Source organism: Microbulbifer variabilis, assembly GCF_052467165.1.
Genome location: NZ_CP174301.1, coordinates 3,741,058 through 3,758,782 on the forward strand (window position 1 = coordinate 3,741,058; position 17,725 = coordinate 3,758,782).

Consider the following 17,725-nt stretch of genomic DNA (forward strand, 5'->3'; position numbering starts at 1 on the left):
CTATCGACCCAACTAGAAAAACGGTCATCGTGACCACTATCCCCAATTTTCACAGATCTCTCAACCCATTGATTTTACTGGTTTTATCCGCCAAATTGAGCAACCCCAAAAAAAAACAGTCACAGTGATCATAAACCCCCTGCTGATCTGTCGGTTTAGGCTAAGCATCCACCAACACCCGCCAAACAACCCCATCATCCCCAAGCCGCTTACGCACCGTATACGCCACACCACCAAGCGTAATAACCGCCTCATAATTGTAAGACCCCACCTCACTCACCAGCAGACTCAACTCGATACGCGGCACCCGCACCCGCTCATCATCTTCGAACTCGTCAATCTCTTCGTCTTTAATCACCCGGCAAGCAATTGGCTTAGCACCGCTACCGTCTGAATAGGTAGCGGGCTTGCCCCATTTACGAAACGCGCGCTCTGCGGCTCTCTGGTCGAGGTCCATAGATCACCTATGCCTTCACCGTGCCCGGTACGCCGGTAAACTTCACCGCTAGACTGGTTGCACCATTACCGGCAGCCTCTGCAGCAAAGGCTGTAGCGCCGGTGATATCACCACTTGCAGCTGTTGCCGCAGAATCATCAAAGGCTTTTGCGGAAACATCCCAGGTTAGATCCTGCCCCTGGCCAATCACTGCGCCGGATACCTTGGGCACAGTGAATACTCCTTCAATAGCGATCACACCAGATGCGCCCACGGCGATATCATCCATCGCCACACCCAGCACTGCGCCTACTGCTAACACCTGGCCAGAGGTAATAGCGGCGCTGGTGTTGTTGGTGTAATCCAGCATGCGCCCGTCTTGCACAAAATTAGTAGCCATTTCACTTTCCCCGCTTGGATTAATAATTGTTGAAATGAAAAAGGCCACGATGTGCAGCCCTTTTCGGATTTTTTAAGGTTTGGTTCGGTTTGAGCTGGGTATTAGGTCTTGGGCGTTTTCACCATGCCTTTTGCATCCCAGGCTTTCGCAGCAGCATCCAGGCGCACTTTGAATTCCACTCCATCGATATTCCAGCCATTTTGCTGTTCCAGCACTGGGGCTTGCTGGCCATCAAGGTAAAGCACTTCAATAGTGTCGTGCGCTACCGGGTCGGCATTGAGGTACCAGCCATTGTGGCCGCTAAGGCGACCATCGGAGATCACACTGGCAATATTACGCACGCTATTAGGTACGGTGTTGTTTTTACTGGTTTCACCCACTTCAAACTCTGACTCCAGCGCAACCTTTGCGGCACCCTCGTCAGCGATATCACACAGCAGGAATTTGGGGCGGATATTCAGGAAGGCGGTGCCGTCCTTCTGTTTACCCATCAATACCCTCGCGGCGTCGATGCTGGCCGTATTGATGCCTGCCTTAGTAGCTAGGTTGCCATGGTCGGTATGGAATAAGGCCTTGCCATCGGCCATATTGGGATTGTTGATCAGAATACTGAACACCAGATCCCCCACTGTGCGAATAGCAGCGAGCCCCATCTTTTGTGGGATTCGGGTGAAGGCCCCCAGGTCGTCATTGATAATTGCCTGGCGGTTTATAGAGAACATTTCCCCGTAAGTGGCCAGCGCGGCAGTTTCGGCGCGCTCCCCAATACTCACGTATTTAAATTCTGCCCCAGGTGCCACTTGGCGCAGTGAGGGGAAGGTGCCGAGATCGGTACGCGTGGCGATCTTGAAATCACTCAAGTTGCCGGAGGCGGTAAACTGCGGAAATACTTCTGCTGCTTCCGAATAACCTTTCAGCATGGATTTATTGGCGATATTGCCGAGGACAGTCGCAAAGTCACCGGAGCTGTGGGTAAAGGCAGCAGCGACTATTGCCATCTTATCCATACCACCCAAATTCTGGCCGTGGGCCTGCATCAGAATGCGGGCAATCTCCATCATGGAGTAGCCGGTGAGTTCGTTGCCTTCGGTGCGCTTTTCACCGAGGGCGCGCATGGCAATGGCATTTTCCGCATCGGCTTTTAAGCGCTTGATGCCTTCACCTTCCTGTACCACCAGGCTGTAGCTTTGCACCGGGGTTGGAGTTTGGCTGCCGAGCGCAGTGAGCAGCTGGTCTTTGGCTTTTTCATCGGTACAGTCCATATCATCCAGGCAGGATTGCATTACGGTGCTGTGTGCTTCGAAGCCCTTAAAAACGGCTTTAATCGTATCTTTGCGCTTTTGCTCATCCGCTGCAAATTGTGCTTTTGCATCGGCGGTAATCTGCGCTTTCATTTCTGGGGTAACCTCGGTCGCAGCGGTTGCAGCTGGCGTGGTGGAGGTAGTTTTCGGCATGGCTTGCGCCTCCTTGGTTTTGGGTGGGTTGTCTGCAACCGCAGACGGGAATCTAAATTCAGTAGGCCCCTGCATTACCAATGCACTAATGGCTTGAGGGGTATTTTTGAACTGGTTTAAGTGATCAGCACTGAAGCTTGCAGCCATTTCCACTGCTGCTGTGGTATCGGTAGCAAAGCCGGCTTCCACGGCCTCGGCGCCGGTATACCAGGTCTCGTCATCCATCACTTGGCTGACCTCCTCATCCGACATTCCTGAGCGGGAGGAATAGAGGCCGATCATGGTGGTTTTCACTTTTGCCAGCAGGCTTTTGGTTTTTTCCAGGGCACGCTCATCGCCTCGCACACCGGCACTGGGATTGTGCACCATGTAATAGGCATTTTCGGCAATATGAACCGTATCCCCGGCGAGGGCGATTACACTGCCCATACTGGCTGCGATGCCTTCAATCCAGGTTTCCACTTCGGCTTTATGATCTTTGAGCAGGTTGTAAATAGCCGTGCCGTCGAACACATCACCACCGGGGCAGTTAATATGCAGATTGATCTTGCTGACATCGCCTAGCGCTTTAAGATCGCGGGCAAAGTCTTTTGCAGTTACGCCCCAATAACCGATGGTGTCGTATAGATATCGGCTTCACTGTTATTTGCGGCAGCGGTGATGCTGTACCAGGATTTATTCGGCATAGCGGTCTCCTATTCTGAATCAGTATTTTCTGCGGGGACCGCAGTGCGTTTGGTTGGGGTGGTGATCTTGTTTTTTCGCAGTTTTTGCTGCCAGGCGGCGGTCTGCTTGATCACATCATTCGGCTTTTTGCCACGGCGGCGGATGGTCTGCTGTGGGCTGGCCAGTACATTTTCCAGCAGGGTTTCATCGGCGCTGGCTTCGTGGGCTGGATTAATCCAGGGCATCACCGGTGTAATAAAATCGACGTTCATTAATGTGGATGGATCGACATCACTAGGCACTTTGAAGGCATCCGCCAGTAAACCCATCTGTACCCAGCGCCGGGTGACCGGCTCCACAATCTCCTCACAGAATTCCAGGCTGAGGGTTTCGTAATTATTCCACTGCTCCACCAGTTCCTGGCGCTGCGAACTATAAGTGCCGTTGTAGTTTTTGCTGATACTACTAAAGCTGGCCATGGTGCCGGCGGCGGCCATGCGATGCATGGTTTCTAAAAATGGGGTTAGCAGACCACTGGGGCGATTACTCTGGATGGTGCCGACGGTTTCCCCAGGTGCGAGAGTGTCGTAGATGGCACCGGCGCGAACATCAATAACGCGGTTTCCATTCGCATCATAATTGTCATTGTCATAATTATCAGGGCTGCCTTTTTGAATAAAGCCAACCATGGCCGAGGCAATCTTGGCGGCAACGCGCTCGTTTTCTTCATAGTCTTTTATATCATTGAGGCGATTCATTACCGCTGCAAAGATGGAAACCCCACGAGACTGGTGCAGCCTGCGCACAAATTTCAGGTGCTCGATATTTTCGGCACTATGACGTCTGCGCTTCATACGCCAGTTAAGAGAGGCGCCGGGGTGCTCGTCGTAGAGCCAAAACGCTTTAGATTCGCCCCAGGCCGATTTCTCGATGCCCTGCACTATGCGCTTGCTGGAATCGTTGTAATCCACCGGCAGAAAATCCGGTTCCAGACATTCGATGCTGTAAGGCACCGGGGTGCGGTGTTTTAGTCCTGGCACCGTGCCCTGTAGATGCCTTAACAAAGTTTCGCCATCGCGCAGCCAGGTATTGCATAAAAGCCGCTGGGATTTGGCCCAGCTGAATTGCCGAGTACATTCCGGGCGCCGCGCCCACTCTTGGTGAGCGTCATTCATTTGGCTGGCGAGACCTTCATGGATATCGCCATCCCAAGTCTTGGGTTGGAACTCCACATCAATACCGCGTGGGCCGACAATGTTGTTCACCAGGGTGGTGAGAATGCCAAAGGCAAAATCGTGGTTTTGCTCCAGGTGCCGGGCCTGGCCGCGCAGCGCTTCCACACTGCCCTCAAGTACCAAATCACCACTACGGTTATCACCGGGGTTTTTTCTCAGTCGGCTTGGCTTTGCAGCTTCATAGGCCGCGGCAATTTCCAAGGCGCGCCGAGCTTGCACACGACGCAAGGCAGCCTCGGGCGAAAAAAAACCGATAACAGAATCTAATTTATTCATTAGCAAAAGTTCGCGTAGGCGGGTCCACGGCGCTTACCGGAAGCCTTTAAATTTTCTTGAATTGCTCGACGCTCCCACTCCTGCCGACCGGCGCGGATCTCCTGCAGGTTCTCTGCGGTAAATTGGCGGCCATTGATTACCGTGGTTTTACCGGCGAGCACGTCTATCTCGGCCTCAATATAGAGGTCGACCATTTCTTGCGCAGTTTTTGACATTTAACTATCCAGTAGGGAACCCACCGGCTGAGCTGGCCGGGCTGTATTTTTCGGGGCTGTTTTGGGTTGATCCGGTGATTGATCGGGTTCACTAAACAAGGTGCGCTGACCCAATTGTGATTCGATGGTGGACCATTTTTTCTCGGTATATTTGTGCATACCTTTGGCGTGGGCTGCGTGCAGGGCATAGACCTCGGTATCTGTGCCTTCGTTGGGCCTACCGGGGCGCGGCTGCCAAGTTTCTCTGCCTTTATGCTTTTTACTGGGCGCTTTAACTTCGGCGGTTACCTGCTCCCAATAATCCTGGCGTACATGCTTACAGCTGTGCATATAAGCACTGGTGCCGAGCAAACGCTTGGCGATCAGGTCTTTAGCCTTGTGTGTGCCGACCATATAAACCTTTACGCCATAGCGGTCTGCCTTGGTTCGGCGTTTAGGGTTTTTAAAATCTACCTGTTTGGGCTGGGTGAATATTTCTTTGGTGCCGAAGTCATTACTGTCTCCTTTAATGGCCATCACCAGTACACCGCGGTGCTTTTTATCGCGGGTTCTTACCCAGTGATACACCGCGTTGCTGGTGCCACCGTCAGACGAGTCGATACTTACCGCTGATGCGCGAATTTCTCCAAAGCGCTCATGCTCAAAACTCTGGAAAACCAGCTTATCCAGGGCTGACCAGCAATCATCTTGTTTATCGGCGGTATCACCGTCGATCTCGCCCCAGAACATTTGCCAGCTTTCTTCATTGCGGCCATAGGCGCGAATAGTGATCGCTAGCCGGTCGTGCTGCACATCAATGCCAACCGTTACCAGCAGGCCACCCGAAGGGCAAACTAGCTCTGGGTAGTCCTCTGCAGCTTTTTGAAGTTCTTCATGGTCAAGTAATCGACTAGCTGCGTACTGGTAGGGCCTGCCCAGTTTGTTGTTCTGGAAAACAATACGTGCGGATTCATCGCCGCTTTTAGCTTCGTGTTCGGCTTCGAGAAAATCCCGCACCACATCAGCAAGGCTTGTGCCAGGGATACACACATAAAGCTCCGATAGTTCCATAAAGGTTTCTATCGGTTCTATTTCATCCTCTGCGAAATCCTCGCCGCATTGGGTTTTGATCCAGCCGGCAAAGTCATCGCCAATTTCCTGCGCGGTTTTGCAGGTCTGCAGAATATTGGCCTGGCGGCGGTAGTCATCCCATTCGCTGCCACATTCCGGGCAGCCATAGATGGCAGTATCAGGCTGATGCAGACCGAATACCGGGTGCGGTATGCCGTCTTCTTTCTTCAGCCAGGTGACGTTTTCCCAATCCAGTACATGAGACTCATCGCAGTCATGGCAGGTAATCGGCAAGACGCGCATGGTGCCGAGCTTGGTGTAGTGCTCCACCTGGGAAAGATCGGCAACCGCTGGCGTGCCACCAATAATTAATTTCTTGTTGCGCATGCGCTTAAGGCGTTCACGGAGGTGGCGAATAGAGTCGCCCTGATCGCCAACGTCTTTGTTGGTATCGTCTGGCTCCTCCACATAGCCCCGGCGGGCCGTAGTGGATTTCACATTGGAAATCGAGTTGGAGCCAATGGTGCGCACCTCACCTCCAGGAAATTTCTTGCGCGTTGAGCGGCTACCGCCCTTGCGGCTAGTGGTGACATCGATCACCCTATTAACTACTGGTGACCCTTCGATAATCGGCACCAGCTTTTCATCCATAAACAGCCGGCCCTTTTCATCCTTGGGAAATAGCATCAGGATGCGGGCCGGGTCAGTGACGGCGACCTTACAGATATCGGTGGCCAGCAAAACCGTCCAACCAATCTGCGCGGCTTTCTGCATCACCACCATCCACGACACGGGATTATCCAGTGCATGCATTACGCCCCAAAAATAGGGCACATAATCGTTGCGGTAATATCCGGCGTTATCGCTATCCTCCGAGGGCAGTTTGATATTGTCCGGCAACCACTCAATCAGAGGAATCTTAGGCTGCGGTATCCAAGCTTGGCGCACCTCCTCCACCAGCCTCTTCAGATTCAATCTGGTAACTGCCAATAGCTTTGAGGGCAGCGTCAATGTCTGACTGTAGAGGTTCGCGGTCGACGGTAATGGCATGCTGACTCTCGATAGCAATAAGGATGCTTTCTACCGCTCCTATAAATTCATTCTTCCCAATGGTGGACCACTCCACCATCGCTTTACGCACTGACTCAATATCCAGAATTAATTCGTCTTGCCGATATAGTTCGCGCATTTTCAGCTGAGCATTGGCTTCCGACTCAATCGCCTGAGCCATATCGCGACGGTTGCGGGCCTCATTCGCCTGGCGTCCTGCGGCCTCGGTTCGCAGACGCTCACAGTATTCATGAAGCCAGACTCTGAAACTGGCGCCTTCCGTAAAAAGCTGAGCTTTGTAGTGCTTGGAAATAGCAGGTTGAGAAGCACCAACCAGGCGAGCGAAACCAGACTGGGTTGCCTGATCATCAAGTGATAGGTTTTCAGCCAAGGTATAACCCCCTAGGAAATTTCAGATATCTGTTAAAAAAACGGGGTTCGAATTACCCGTGTGTTGGACCCCTCAGGAGGACCCGTTCAACGTCTCTTTGCGGTCGCAATCGCATGATCCATAGCCTTATCCAGTTCAATCGGCAGGTGACGCCGCGCTATGCCTTCGGCAATTTGGATAAATGGGAAACGCTTGCGGTAGTCTGGCTTGCCTTTGAGGAATACCAGGATGGGCTTAACCGTTGGCCGGCGCTTACCGCCTGCCCTCTTCCAAACGCCTAAGACACCATTAACTTTGCCAACGAAATATTTCCCCTTCTTACCCTGCGCACTACCTGCCCCACTTGTAGAGCCAGGGTTATCCCGTAGTTCAGCCAGGATTTTTTTATAGGTTCCGACTGAGATATTCCCATGCTTGTTTAATCTCGCCGCCTCACCATGCACCACATACATACCAGCAGGCAGGACACCCATATATCGAAGGGCACGCTCAAAGCGCTTGTCGTTCCGGTCCACATCCATGACTGACGGGGCCAGATATTTACTCGGTGCATTTCCGTTGGAAACCTGATCACGGATAAAGACTTTGGCAATGCCAGAACGCTTCGTGGCTTTCTTTACCAATACAGAGTTCAGCGTTAACTTTGCCGGGTTTGTAAATACACGCCCCATCGCTGAGCGCTCTTCTCCCCGGATTCGAAAGGCCACGTTATTTAGGGCAACCGAACTGGCATAAGGTAACTGCTTTTTTAATTCAGCAGATGCCCGATCAAACTTTGAAGTATCCAGCTTTACACTAACGTCCATCGTCCCCGTCCTGCTGCCTTTCCTGCAGCTTCAAGCGCTTATGGTTGTAATACCAATTCACAATGAACCCACTCAAAGCAATCAAGAAACCACCCACCGCCAATAACTCTTGTGCTGCATATCCACCGACTACCGCTGTACCCGCAGCAACCGTAGTGGTTGCACTGGCGACCTTCTGAACCATGGCTTCCCTCGCTGCCTCTTGAGCTACAGTGTTCACCGCTTAACCTCACTCACCCACGACTTCACGAAATAGAAGCCGATGATGATGCTATAAGGCTGCACAACCACATCAACCAGCAGGCCCTTTAGGTCTGCTACAAAAGGCGCCTTAAAAGCCATGGCCGCTGCAATAAATAAAACCAGTAACGCCCAAACTAATGTCACCAAAAAGGCAATTAATCGCCGTGCCCGGTTCTGAGGCTGCGTTGCCTCCAGGTACTTGAGATACCAACGGGATTTTTCCTCATTGGTAAACCACACCGCATCCACAGTATTTACAGTGGCATCCAGAACCTTGCCCGCAGACTCGGGGCCAGCAAATAAACCCTTAACTCCAGACCAAATACCCATCACGGATACTCCGGCACATAGTGCGTAATTGTCAGATCAAACTCAGGTGGCAACAGCTCTCGCAACTGCTGCATTGCCTTGCGGGATTGCGTCACCCACCAACCACCATGAGCCAGGTTAGAACCAATACCAATACAGCCCCGCACGTCCGCCGAATAATTAGCGGTGTGGATTAATATTTTTGTGCGGCCAGGGACTTCCTGAAGCTCCCACACATTGGGGAACCTAAGTGAGTTATAGGGATTACAGGAATAAACCCCTTCAGGAATACAGCTCTCGAACGGACGATTACCCAACCACGGGCGCTCTACCGTATAAAACACACAGTCACGCACTCTCAGTCGCCCCAATGTGGCATCAGGCCCATAGGCGAATCGTTGCAGATCGCAGTTCATGAATTTCCGCTCGCAGAGCTAAGGAATAAAAAACGGCGCCCACAAAAACGCCGCCAAGTACAGGTAATGGAGCAATGAAAAATAGAAAGTCAGAAACGAAAAAACCCGGCTGGGGGAGCCGGGTTTATTGCAAAGCGGAAAAACCGCATTCTGGGGAATTTATACCTATTCAGGACAAAACTGTCAACAGACTACTTTAAATCGCTTCTTGACCCTTTTTCTCCAACTCAAATACTACTCCAAAGCTCTTCCCCGCAAATGAGTTAAGATAAACAACTTAAAATATCCTGAAAAATCCTTGCGCTTAGGCAACCGCCATTAACATTTACATATGTCAGTCAATAACTAAAAGTTCAGGTTCAAGGAAATAACAAACATCACCTGAGCGACCAGCAGGAAAACTTAAACCACTGGAAAATCTATTACCATTCGGCTTAATAAAAATTAAATGCGTTGGTTCTATTTCATCTCTTACATTGGGTATAGGAGAAGCTCCATAGCGAGCATTATAAGCTTCTAGTGTAAAATAGGATATTTCCTCTACACCACTCTTCATTATGGATCTCAGTGTTCTAGATACACTATACTTATCATCTAGACTTCCCTTATATACAAGCTTATCTATACTCATACCATTAGGACTAGAAGCATAAGCTACTACTTTATCTCTAAGTAAGCTCATACAATTATCTAATTCAGCACCCATCCTTGCTTCATCTCTAGTGCTCTGGTCTGCACTATCAATCTTCGAGATTTTTTCATGGCTTGAATTATTATTCACCTCCATGAAGGAAGTATCATTAGAAGCTAAACTGCTTATGCTTAACAACATTAAAAAAATTATATAAAAATAGTTCATGAGAATTTTACGTCCAATATTTCCATGTGCATACATTCGCTCAATAGATTTAGAAATTAACAGCGTAAAAAAACCGGCTCAGAGGCCGGTTTTATTCTGCAAAGCGGAAAAACCGCATTCTGGGGAATTTATACCTACTCAGGACAAAGCTGTCAACAAGCGGCTTTAAGCCGCCCTCTGTACTCCTGCACAACCTCAGAAATAGGCCCTAATGCACTTGCGGGTAGAGGGTCCAAACGCCGCTGCAAACGTTTCCAAATTTTTACCCACTCCCTATCCCAACGCTTTTTGTTACACCCTAAAATTGTCCGCGCATGGCCCAGGTCTATTAATCGGCCATTCACATCACGCAGTGCACACGCATTAATACAAAATAGCGCCAACTGACTCACCTTTTCTCTCGGGTGCGGCTCCTCCCACTTGTCAAACTCAGACATCAAGTATTGCAATAGCGCCGCCCGCTCTTTAAATCTTTTTGCCGGTGGTGCATAGGCAGCCATGCCCCAGCAGTAAGCCAGTGGGTCACTTTGTCTCAGCTTGGCAACCACGTTTTGAATAATTCCCTTCTCACATGAATCCATAACTCGGTTACTGCTGCTCTTCCCCACAACAGTTTCGGCACCACTCACCCGGGGCGCATCAATTCGGCAAATCACTTGATTCGCCTTTCCCTGCACCTCACCCCGAATAATTAATTTCCGGCCTCGCCGGGTGTTTGAGGTGACCGTGCTCCTGTTGCCCATCGCCTCATAATCAAACGCTGCTGTAGAGCCATCAAAGGCATCATGCCAAGCCTGTCTCGCTGATTCGAATCTCATGTCACCCCTCCAAGACTGTAAACACTAATCTCAACTGGCCCAGTTGGGCCCTATCACGCGGCCAACTGAAAACTACCGGCTTGTTCCGCGGGGTTTACCAGCTGGTATCTCTCAACATCTCACCGATTGGGCGGTCTCGCGTTCGCTGCTGGGGCACTGAGCGCTGCGGAGGAATAAACCTTTCCCGTCTCACCCAGTTGCGCCACACCGCCAGCCAATCGCACCGCACCCCCTGCTTGCCTGACTGAGATTTCCAGTAATCACCAAAACTGGCCGCGATATCGTAGATCTGATGCATCACCTCTGGGCGCACCCTGGCTGCCTCATCGTAAAATTCTCTGGTCAGCTGCCAATCGTCGGGAAGGCGTGTTCCGCGCTTGGATGTTGGGGCGGGCTGATGGGGAACGGCATGGGCATCTCCCTGTCCGCCCTCTCTCTGGTTATTTTCTAGATTAGTTACTTTCTTAGTATCTTTACTTTCTTGTGTCGGCAAATCCGGATACGGTAAACCCGTATCTGGTAAATCCGTATCCGGTAAATCCGTATCCGGTAAATCCGTATCCGGTAAATCCGTATCCGGTAAATCCGTATCCGGTAAATCCGTATCCGGTAAATCCGTATCCGGTAAATCCGTATCCGGTAAATCCGTATCCGGTAAATCCGTATCCGGTAAATCCGTATCCGGTAAATCCGTATCCGGTAAATCCGTATCCGGTAAATCCGTATCCGGTAAATCCGTATCCGGTAAATCCGTATCCGGTAAATCCGTATCCGGTAAATCCGTATCCGGTAAATCCGTATCCGGGTTTTCAAGAAGTGGATCAGCATCTCGTGGAACATCCGAGATTTCATAGTCTGTGCCGACTATTTTTCCTCGCTCACCACGCCGGGTGATACGCTTGCAATAACCAGCATCAATCAACTCACCCAACAGCTTGTAGATTTTATCTCTACCCTCCTGAGCCTCTTTGGCTAATGCCGAAGGGAAAACTTCCCAGTGATCAGGCTTTGACAGCAGGTGTAGCAGTAAACCGCCAGCAGCGAAGGAAATACGGCGATCACACACAACGGAATTCGAGACCACCAAATAATTTGAAGATGGTCGGGCACTTCGACGAATCATGCGGCAGCCCCCCTAGAACAAAATGCATTGGTCATATTGTTTTTACCTATCCTTGATTTCACTATTCGTGCATAGCGAATTCCAATCTACAGAAGCGCCTAAGACAGACGCAGAGAAGTGTTACCGGTCTTGTCCGGCTGCAGACAGGATTCCCCACCCTATATAAATCCCCATATACCGAAATGAATTAATCCCAACACTCATTCACCGCAGAATGGCAAGACAATAAAATGAGGATTTGAAAATGATCGTTATTCTGATCTCGACAGCTAACCCGTATCGGCTTAACTTGCCTGATGAACTTCTGGAGTGCCTTGTTGATCTATTTGATCCTCCAAAGAACCAAACACATCAGGGCGCAAGCTGGCGCGAGATACCTTGCGCTTAGTGGCTAACTCAATCTTTGTGCACAGCTTTGGCGGCACTGCTCTCAGCCCTCGACGCATCTGAGAGACAAAGACAGCTGTAACCCCAATCGCCCGCGCTAGCTTGGCCTGAGAGCCAACCACCCTCACAGCATCATCAATTGCTGTATTGATCACATCCTGGGTCATCTCGGCTCCTCCCTGCTATCAGTAGCCAGAGTATTAACTTTCGGCTACCTAAAATCAATAGCCGCTAATTAATTAACTTGTAGCTAATATGTCGTTATGAAACATCCTGACTTTGCAAAGCGGTTTAAACAGGCCGTCACACATGCTGGCGTAGAAGACACGCAAGAAGCCCTGGCTCGCCTATTTGATGTCAGCACCGTGACAATTTGGAGCTACCGGAACGGTGAAAAATTACCGCGCATGAGTACCGCCACACGGATTGCAGAAACTCTCGGGGTGTCAGTGGATTGGTTGCTCACTGGGGCCGGTCCAGGACCGCTAGGTAACAAGGAGGGAAGCAATGTTACACAAGGACCAAGAATTCAAGGGAGAATCCCCCTGATCAGCTGGGTACAAGCAGGCGCTTTTTGTGAAGCGGTAGATCTGCTAGAACCCGGCGAAGCCGAAGCCTGGCTGCCCTGCCCCGCTGCCCACTCAGACCGCGCCTACGCACTACGCGTAAATGGCGATAGCATGACTAGCCCTTACCCTGGCCAACGCTCTTACCCGGAAGGGACAATCATTTTTGTTGATCCAGACAAACCCCTTACCAATGGTTGCCGGGTTATAGCCAAGCTTAATGACGAAGTAACCTTCAAAATTTATGCCGAAGATATGGGGCACACTTTCTTACGCCCAATCAATCCCAGCTATCCATCAATGGATATTACTAATATGGAAGTGAGTTTTTGCGGAGTAATATTAGGCTCATACATTCCTGATTAATCTAACACCTAACAAAGGAAGTGATATGCAGTTTCAACTGGATGAAGATAAATCTCGGTTTAACCAAGATAGACAAGAGGCCGCCGAAAAACAAATTATTGATCGGCAAAAAATTTCTGACTATGACATTCGTGAATACCCTGTTGAAGTCATTGTTGATAAATTTGTAAATGGTCTAGAGTCTGACGAAGCTGAAATATTCATACCCGACTACCAACGGGAGATGGTCTGGAAACTAGACCAGCAATCACGATTTATTGAATCAATACTAATAAATCTACCTGTCCCTTACTTATTTGTTGCAGATAATGACGGGCGATTAGAAATTGTTGACGGGTCACAGCGCATTAGAACTCTAGTTAGCTTTATGCAGAACTCCTTAACTCTTTCAGGATTAACATTACTTTCCGAAGTTAACGACTTTAGGTTTTGCGACTTACCAAAGTCTAGGCAGCGACGCTTTAGTAGAAAAACAATCAGGCTTATCGAATTAACTGAGAATATGGATGAAGAGGCGCGTCGTCAAATGTTTGATCGCCTCAATAGCGGTGGAACTAAACTCACATCAATGGAACAAAGGATGGGCTCTAGAGATGGAGGTTTCTTAAAGTTCATTAAGGAACTAGCTAACAGTCCGAAACTCATTGAGCTGTGTCCAATTAGCACCGCTAGAACACAACACAGAGAACACGAAGAACTCGTATTGAGATATTTTGCGTATTTAGAAAAATACAAATCATTCAACAAACGAGTTGATAGCTTTCTTGACGATTATCTTGACGATAAGAACAACAACGGATTCAATGGAATAGAAATGGCAGATGAATTCAACAAAATGCTTGAATTCATTGAAAGTAATTTTCAATACGGATTTAGAAAAACCGCCAACAACAAGTCTGTACCTCGCATTAGATTTGAAGCAATGGCCATCGGAACAACCCTTGCACTCCGAGAAAATCCTGAGTTAAAAATTGAAACCAATGACTGGATTTTTGGTAAAGAGTTCGGACACCTAACTCGTTCCGATGCGAGCAATTCTCGGCCTAAACTGATCAATAGACTACATTTCGTGCGGGACAACCTCCTTAATCGAAACGTTGAGTATGAGGGAGATCCAGAAAAAATATTCGCCGACCCCAGAAAGATTGACGTTCAATCCGATATCTTTGGGGATAGCTAATACACATGTACATCAATGAAATTACAATAGCTCGTGATAATTTTGAAGAAAGGAAAGCTGAAATTCAACGATACCTTGATTTCACGGAAGCCCTTATTGATAAAAAAGCAAACACATTAGCTAGAACTAGAAAAGATTCCGGTGAGGTCGAGTCAATTTTCCCAATTGAACGCAGTTTAACTAAAACCCTATCTGCCACTGCCTACTTGTTAATATACAATCTCATTGAATCAACAATGACCCATGCTTTGGACAGCATTCATCAACAAGTCCGAAATAAAAAGCTTACTTTTGAAAAATTGAGTGAACCTTTAAAGTCAATTTGCATTAAAAACTTTAGAGAGGCTGTAACATCAAAAATTGCACACTCTCATGGAGAAACGCTCATAAATGAAGCCTTAACTTGGATGGGGTATGATAAAAAGAAATTATTTAGTGGAAATATCGACGCCAAAATCATACAAGAAAAAGCGAGATCCTATGGGTTTAAAATCGCCGATCATGACAAATCCAAAAGCCAGGATGGTATACGAATGAAAGTTATTCGTGTAAAACGCAATGAGCTTTCACATGGAAACATTTCATTCGAACAATGCGGACAAGACACAGCCATTGATGATGTAATTAAGCTCTACAAAGAAAGCAGTCTATACCTAGAGGCTGTCTTAGACGGTGTAGAGCGATACCTAAAAGCAGAAGAATACCAACAAGCTTCCAATTAAAGCTTATTGACGTGAGCAGCCAGGCTTCGGCCGATAATAACTCCCAGCCTAACCGGCACAGCATTTCCAATCATTCTGCCAATTGACTTGAAATTAACCTCAGCACCCTTTGGCACGAATTGATACGCTTTAGGGAATGTTTGAAGCATTGCTGCTTCGCGTAGAGATATTGCTCTATCTTGATCCGGATGACCAAACCTTCCATTTCCATACCCATAACACTGAGTTGTCATCGTTGGACTAGGTTCATCCCAACGCATCCTCGCATAGACTCCTCCATATGATCGACCACTTTCGCGTCGATGACACTCCGCCCTTAGATCTTCAGGCCAATCCCTCCACGTACCACCTGGCTTAGAAACTTTAATTCTCTTCAAATTAAGAGGAGATAGTGCAGACGCCTTATGCAATGGATCAATTACATCACACTCACCGGCTTTTAGGGGCCTCAACTTCCCACGACCAATGGTTTCTTCTACCGTTTTAAAGCGCCCCTTTTTACGTGTTACAGGTATCAGCTCCACTTCTCCAAGCTTTGAAGCAAGCAACACGTGACGTGTCCGACTCTGTGGAACTCCATATTCAGGACAATACACAGACTCAGCCCAAACAAAATATCCTTGATTTTCTAAATCTGCGACAAAGTCATGATAAACCTGATGCTTAACTACTTCAGGTACGTTTTCCATAGTAACCAGCTCGGGCTGGACTTCCTTAATTAACCTTGCAAACTCATACAGCAACGGCCATTTCTTATCACTCGTTACATCCCTACCTTGAGAATATTTAGAGAAAGGCTGGCATGGGGCACATCCTGCGAGCAGTTTGACACTTTCATCGGGGTATAAAGGTGCCAATTCATCAGCTGTTACCGAAGTTACATCACGATGAAAAAAACGAGCTCTCTCATTGTTTCTTTCATAGGGAAAGCCACACATCTCATCAACATCATAACCGGCAACAACGTTGATATCAGCCTTTAGTAGACCATGGGACAGTCCTCCAGCCCCACAAAACAAATCAACAGCCGCAATCGAAGGCATCTATTCAATCCCAATCCAATAAAAGTAAAGCCACTCCAAATCCATAAAAACTGTACATAAAAACAGGGGTTAATTATGGAGCGGAAGCATTAATACCACAATCTGGGCCCCTACCCAAGCTCGCCCTCTTAAATATTAACTTTTGGCTATTGACTTAACAATTAACTTTCGGCTACTGTCTACTAAAGCTAAGGATAGGGCAATCAGAATGGATAACTACACAAACCACCTAAGACCTCTGGCCCCACGCCAAGCTGAAGCACTTACCCACCGCGCTCGTGGACTCTCCAATCGAGAAACAGCCCAGGCTATGCAGTGCTCTGTGACCAATGTTACCAACCTGCTGACAGAGTGCTTTTACAAACTCCACGCCCGCAACAGCACAGACGCAGTGGCCAAAGCGGTAAAGCACGGATTAATTCAGTTCGCCCTAATTGCCTCAGTTCTTAGCGGTATTGGTACCGATGCACAGGAGCAATTACGCACCCGTATCCAACGCCGCCCCACTATTCGAACTATTCGCACCCGCAATAACCGCGAGGGCATCGTATGACCGCCAAAGTCTATGTACTCCCAACAGCTCAAACTCAACGCGGTATCAAACGCCCAAATGGCTGTACCGGGCCAATCGTTGCCGCAATTCATAAAGGCCGTCACGCAGTAGCCACACAGACCAAACCAAGTTCGGATACACCCAAGCAAGGTGACGATTGGTCTCCGTTTGGAGGTGATGCGGCATGAGTAATTTCAGCCCAAAACAAAGTGTGGAAGCCCTACTCACCGTAGCCAACGGCTACTCCGGCGCTAGTGCAATTGCTGCACAGGTATTGCTTTCAGCCTGGAATAGCAATGATTTCACGATACCCGTTGCCGAGCTCGCTCTACTGGATGGGGATAACTATCAGCACGCACTCAACGTAATTACGCTTCGCTACCAAGGTAAAGAACCCCAATACGTCATTGCGCATGGCGAGAAAAAGTTTCGCACCCTTTGTGTCGAGTGGTCTCACCTTGAAACCCAAAGGAAGGGAGCAGCGTGAACCAAGCCCAGCAGCTCCCAAGAATACGCTGCCCCCTCTGTGGAAAACTCGCAGAGCCAGTATTTAATGGGAAGCTGTTATTACGCGGCTGGGCTTGCCAGCTCTGCAAGTACTGGGAGCCGGCAATAGGCCGGGAAAGAAAGTTCAAGAAAGTGGTAAGCACAGGCCATGAATGAATTCTCCCAGCTGTTGCAAATCACCCAAGACCTGATGGCCACGGTAGAAGCCCAGCAGTTACAAATAAACGGCATGCGCGAGCAGATCGCCGCGCTCTCTGAAGCTATCCAAGGTCAGCCCCCAAAACAAACTGTGGATAACCAGGAGGCAGCGTGAAAAAGGAAAAACTATTCACAATCACTCAAGCCGCCCGAACGCTGGAAATGGGCAGGAATAACCTGTTGAAACTGCTGCGCAATAATGACCTTTTGCACAGCCGTGAACCTATGCGCAATTCACCCACAAAAACCGCAGTACAGCAGGGGCTACTGGTTGCAGAAAATGCCGAATATAGCCGCGGCCCGGTGAAGGTGCCGTATATCAATACCAAAGTGACATCGAAAGGCATGGTGTGGATTCGGGACTTAATCGAAAAAGGAACCATCCCCCAGGCCAGCTAAAGATTTAACCGCGCCCCGGCGCATTCAGTCAGAGGTAACCATCCTTGGGCTGCCGGT

At 49.0% G+C, this 17,725-nt stretch carries 24 protein-coding genes; 8 read left to right on the top strand and 16 right to left on the bottom strand.

Features of this window, described 5'->3' with window-relative positions; genetic code table 11:
* Positions 1-160: 160 nt before the first annotated feature.
* The 15 genes from ACJJIP_RS16645 to ACJJIP_RS16715 form a co-directional block, all read right to left on the bottom strand.
* Entirely contained in the window at positions 161-457 is a 297-nt protein-coding gene (locus ACJJIP_RS16645; protein ID WP_444945643.1) for a head-tail joining protein, read from the bottom strand.
* 7 nt (positions 458-464) lie between these two features.
* On the bottom strand, positions 465-836 hold the full coding sequence (locus tag ACJJIP_RS16650; RefSeq protein WP_444945644.1) for a capsid cement protein: 372 nt from the start codon (positions 834-836) through the stop codon (positions 465-467).
* Between the two features lie 101 nt (positions 837-937).
* Positions 938-2,905 (bottom strand): ClpP-like prohead protease/major capsid protein fusion protein, encoded by a 1,968-nt coding sequence (locus tag ACJJIP_RS16655; RefSeq protein ID WP_444946935.1) that lies wholly within the window; start codon positions 2,903-2,905, stop codon positions 938-940.
* 80 nt (positions 2,906-2,985) lie between these two features.
* Positions 2,986-4,467, bottom strand: coding sequence for a phage portal protein (locus ACJJIP_RS16660; protein ID WP_444945645.1), 1,482 nt, complete (start codon positions 4,465-4,467; stop codon positions 2,986-2,988).
* On the bottom strand, positions 4,467-4,682 hold the full coding sequence (locus tag ACJJIP_RS16665) for a DUF6148 family protein (RefSeq protein ID WP_353377243.1): 216 nt from the start codon (positions 4,680-4,682) through the stop codon (positions 4,467-4,469). The genes ACJJIP_RS16660 and ACJJIP_RS16665 overlap by 1 nt, the downstream gene beginning before the upstream one ends.
* Positions 4,683-6,707 (bottom strand): terminase gpA endonuclease subunit, encoded by a 2,025-nt coding sequence (locus tag ACJJIP_RS16670; protein WP_444945646.1) that lies wholly within the window; start codon positions 6,705-6,707, stop codon positions 4,683-4,685. It abuts the gene before it with no gap.
* Positions 6,652-7,173: a hypothetical protein gene (locus tag ACJJIP_RS16675; RefSeq protein ID WP_444945647.1), complete on the bottom strand. Its 522-nt coding sequence runs from the start codon at positions 7,171-7,173 to the stop codon at positions 6,652-6,654. Before ACJJIP_RS16675 ends, ACJJIP_RS16670 begins: the two co-directional genes overlap by 56 nt.
* Before the next feature lie 86 nt (positions 7,174-7,259).
* A complete protein-coding gene (locus tag ACJJIP_RS16680; protein WP_444945648.1) occupies positions 7,260-7,979 on the bottom strand; it encodes a hypothetical protein in 720 nt (239 codons plus the stop codon).
* The gene (locus ACJJIP_RS16685; RefSeq protein WP_245556633.1) at positions 7,969-8,199 is read right to left on the bottom strand and encodes a holin; all 231 of its coding nucleotides are present in this window, start codon (positions 8,197-8,199) and stop codon (positions 7,969-7,971) included. The genes ACJJIP_RS16680 and ACJJIP_RS16685 overlap by 11 nt, the downstream gene beginning before the upstream one ends.
* Positions 8,196-8,552 (bottom strand): hypothetical protein, encoded by a 357-nt coding sequence (locus ACJJIP_RS16690; RefSeq protein WP_252084500.1) that lies wholly within the window; start codon positions 8,550-8,552, stop codon positions 8,196-8,198. Before ACJJIP_RS16690 ends, ACJJIP_RS16685 begins: the two co-directional genes overlap by 4 nt.
* Positions 8,552-8,947 carry a DUF5675 family protein gene (locus ACJJIP_RS16695; RefSeq protein ID WP_444945649.1) on the bottom strand — a complete coding sequence of 132 codons (396 nt, stop codon included), beginning with the start codon at positions 8,945-8,947 and terminating at the stop codon, positions 8,552-8,554. Before ACJJIP_RS16695 ends, ACJJIP_RS16690 begins: the two co-directional genes overlap by 1 nt.
* A gap of 334 nt (positions 8,948-9,281) precedes the next feature.
* Complete coding sequence (locus tag ACJJIP_RS16700; RefSeq protein ID WP_444945650.1) at positions 9,282-9,806, bottom strand: hypothetical protein; 525 nt, start codon at positions 9,804-9,806, stop codon at positions 9,282-9,284.
* Positions 9,807-9,958: 152 nt separating this feature from the next.
* Positions 9,959-10,624, bottom strand: a complete 666-nt coding sequence (locus ACJJIP_RS16705) for a hypothetical protein (RefSeq protein WP_444945651.1) — start codon at positions 10,622-10,624, stop codon at positions 9,959-9,961.
* Between the two features lie 94 nt (positions 10,625-10,718).
* Positions 10,719-11,747: a hypothetical protein gene (locus tag ACJJIP_RS16710; protein ID WP_444945652.1), complete on the bottom strand. Its 1,029-nt coding sequence runs from the start codon at positions 11,745-11,747 to the stop codon at positions 10,719-10,721.
* Positions 11,748-12,031: 284 nt separating this feature from the next.
* A complete protein-coding gene (locus ACJJIP_RS16715; protein WP_444945653.1) occupies positions 12,032-12,301 on the bottom strand; it encodes a transcriptional regulator in 270 nt (89 codons plus the stop codon).
* Between the two features lie 96 nt (positions 12,302-12,397).
* Here ACJJIP_RS16715 and ACJJIP_RS16720 point away from each other — a divergent pair, with 96 nt between their 5' ends.
* From ACJJIP_RS16720 to ACJJIP_RS16730, 3 genes are read left to right on the top strand one after another with little or no spacing between them, the layout of a single operon-like run.
* Positions 12,398-13,066, top strand: coding sequence for a LexA family protein (locus tag ACJJIP_RS16720; protein ID WP_444945654.1), 669 nt, complete (start codon positions 12,398-12,400; stop codon positions 13,064-13,066).
* A 25-nt stretch (positions 13,067-13,091) separates the two neighbouring features.
* On the top strand, positions 13,092-14,246 hold the full coding sequence (locus tag ACJJIP_RS16725; RefSeq protein ID WP_444945655.1) for a DUF262 domain-containing protein: 1,155 nt from the start codon (positions 13,092-13,094) through the stop codon (positions 14,244-14,246).
* Between the two features lie 5 nt (positions 14,247-14,251).
* Entirely contained in the window at positions 14,252-14,968 is a 717-nt protein-coding gene (locus ACJJIP_RS16730) for an MAE_28990/MAE_18760 family HEPN-like nuclease (RefSeq protein WP_444945656.1), read from the top strand.
* Here the strand turns inward: ACJJIP_RS16730 and ACJJIP_RS16735 are convergent.
* Positions 14,965-16,011: a DNA cytosine methyltransferase gene (locus ACJJIP_RS16735; RefSeq protein WP_444945657.1), complete on the bottom strand. Its 1,047-nt coding sequence runs from the start codon at positions 16,009-16,011 to the stop codon at positions 14,965-14,967. The genes ACJJIP_RS16730 and ACJJIP_RS16735 overlap by 4 nt on opposite strands.
* Before the next feature lie 208 nt (positions 16,012-16,219).
* On the opposite strand from ACJJIP_RS16735, the gene ACJJIP_RS16740 reads away from it, so the two are divergent.
* The 5 genes from ACJJIP_RS16740 (at position 16,220) to ACJJIP_RS16760 (ending at position 17,668) form a co-directional block, all read left to right on the top strand.
* Complete coding sequence (locus ACJJIP_RS16740; RefSeq protein ID WP_444945658.1) at positions 16,220-16,564, top strand: response regulator transcription factor; 345 nt, start codon at positions 16,220-16,222, stop codon at positions 16,562-16,564.
* Positions 16,561-16,752 carry a hypothetical protein gene (locus ACJJIP_RS16745; protein WP_444945659.1) on the top strand — a complete coding sequence of 64 codons (192 nt, stop codon included), beginning with the start codon at positions 16,561-16,563 and terminating at the stop codon, positions 16,750-16,752. The genes ACJJIP_RS16740 and ACJJIP_RS16745 overlap by 4 nt, the downstream gene beginning before the upstream one ends.
* A complete protein-coding gene (locus ACJJIP_RS16750; RefSeq protein ID WP_444945660.1) occupies positions 16,749-17,051 on the top strand; it encodes a DUF7673 family protein in 303 nt (100 codons plus the stop codon). Before ACJJIP_RS16745 ends, ACJJIP_RS16750 begins: the two co-directional genes overlap by 4 nt.
* Before the next feature lie 168 nt (positions 17,052-17,219).
* The gene (locus ACJJIP_RS16755; RefSeq protein WP_444945661.1) at positions 17,220-17,384 is read left to right on the top strand and encodes a hypothetical protein; all 165 of its coding nucleotides are present in this window, start codon (positions 17,220-17,222) and stop codon (positions 17,382-17,384) included.
* A complete protein-coding gene (locus ACJJIP_RS16760) occupies positions 17,381-17,668 on the top strand; it encodes a phage antirepressor KilAC domain-containing protein (protein ID WP_444945662.1) in 288 nt (95 codons plus the stop codon). Before ACJJIP_RS16755 ends, ACJJIP_RS16760 begins: the two co-directional genes overlap by 4 nt.
* Positions 17,669-17,725 lie beyond the last annotated feature (57 nt).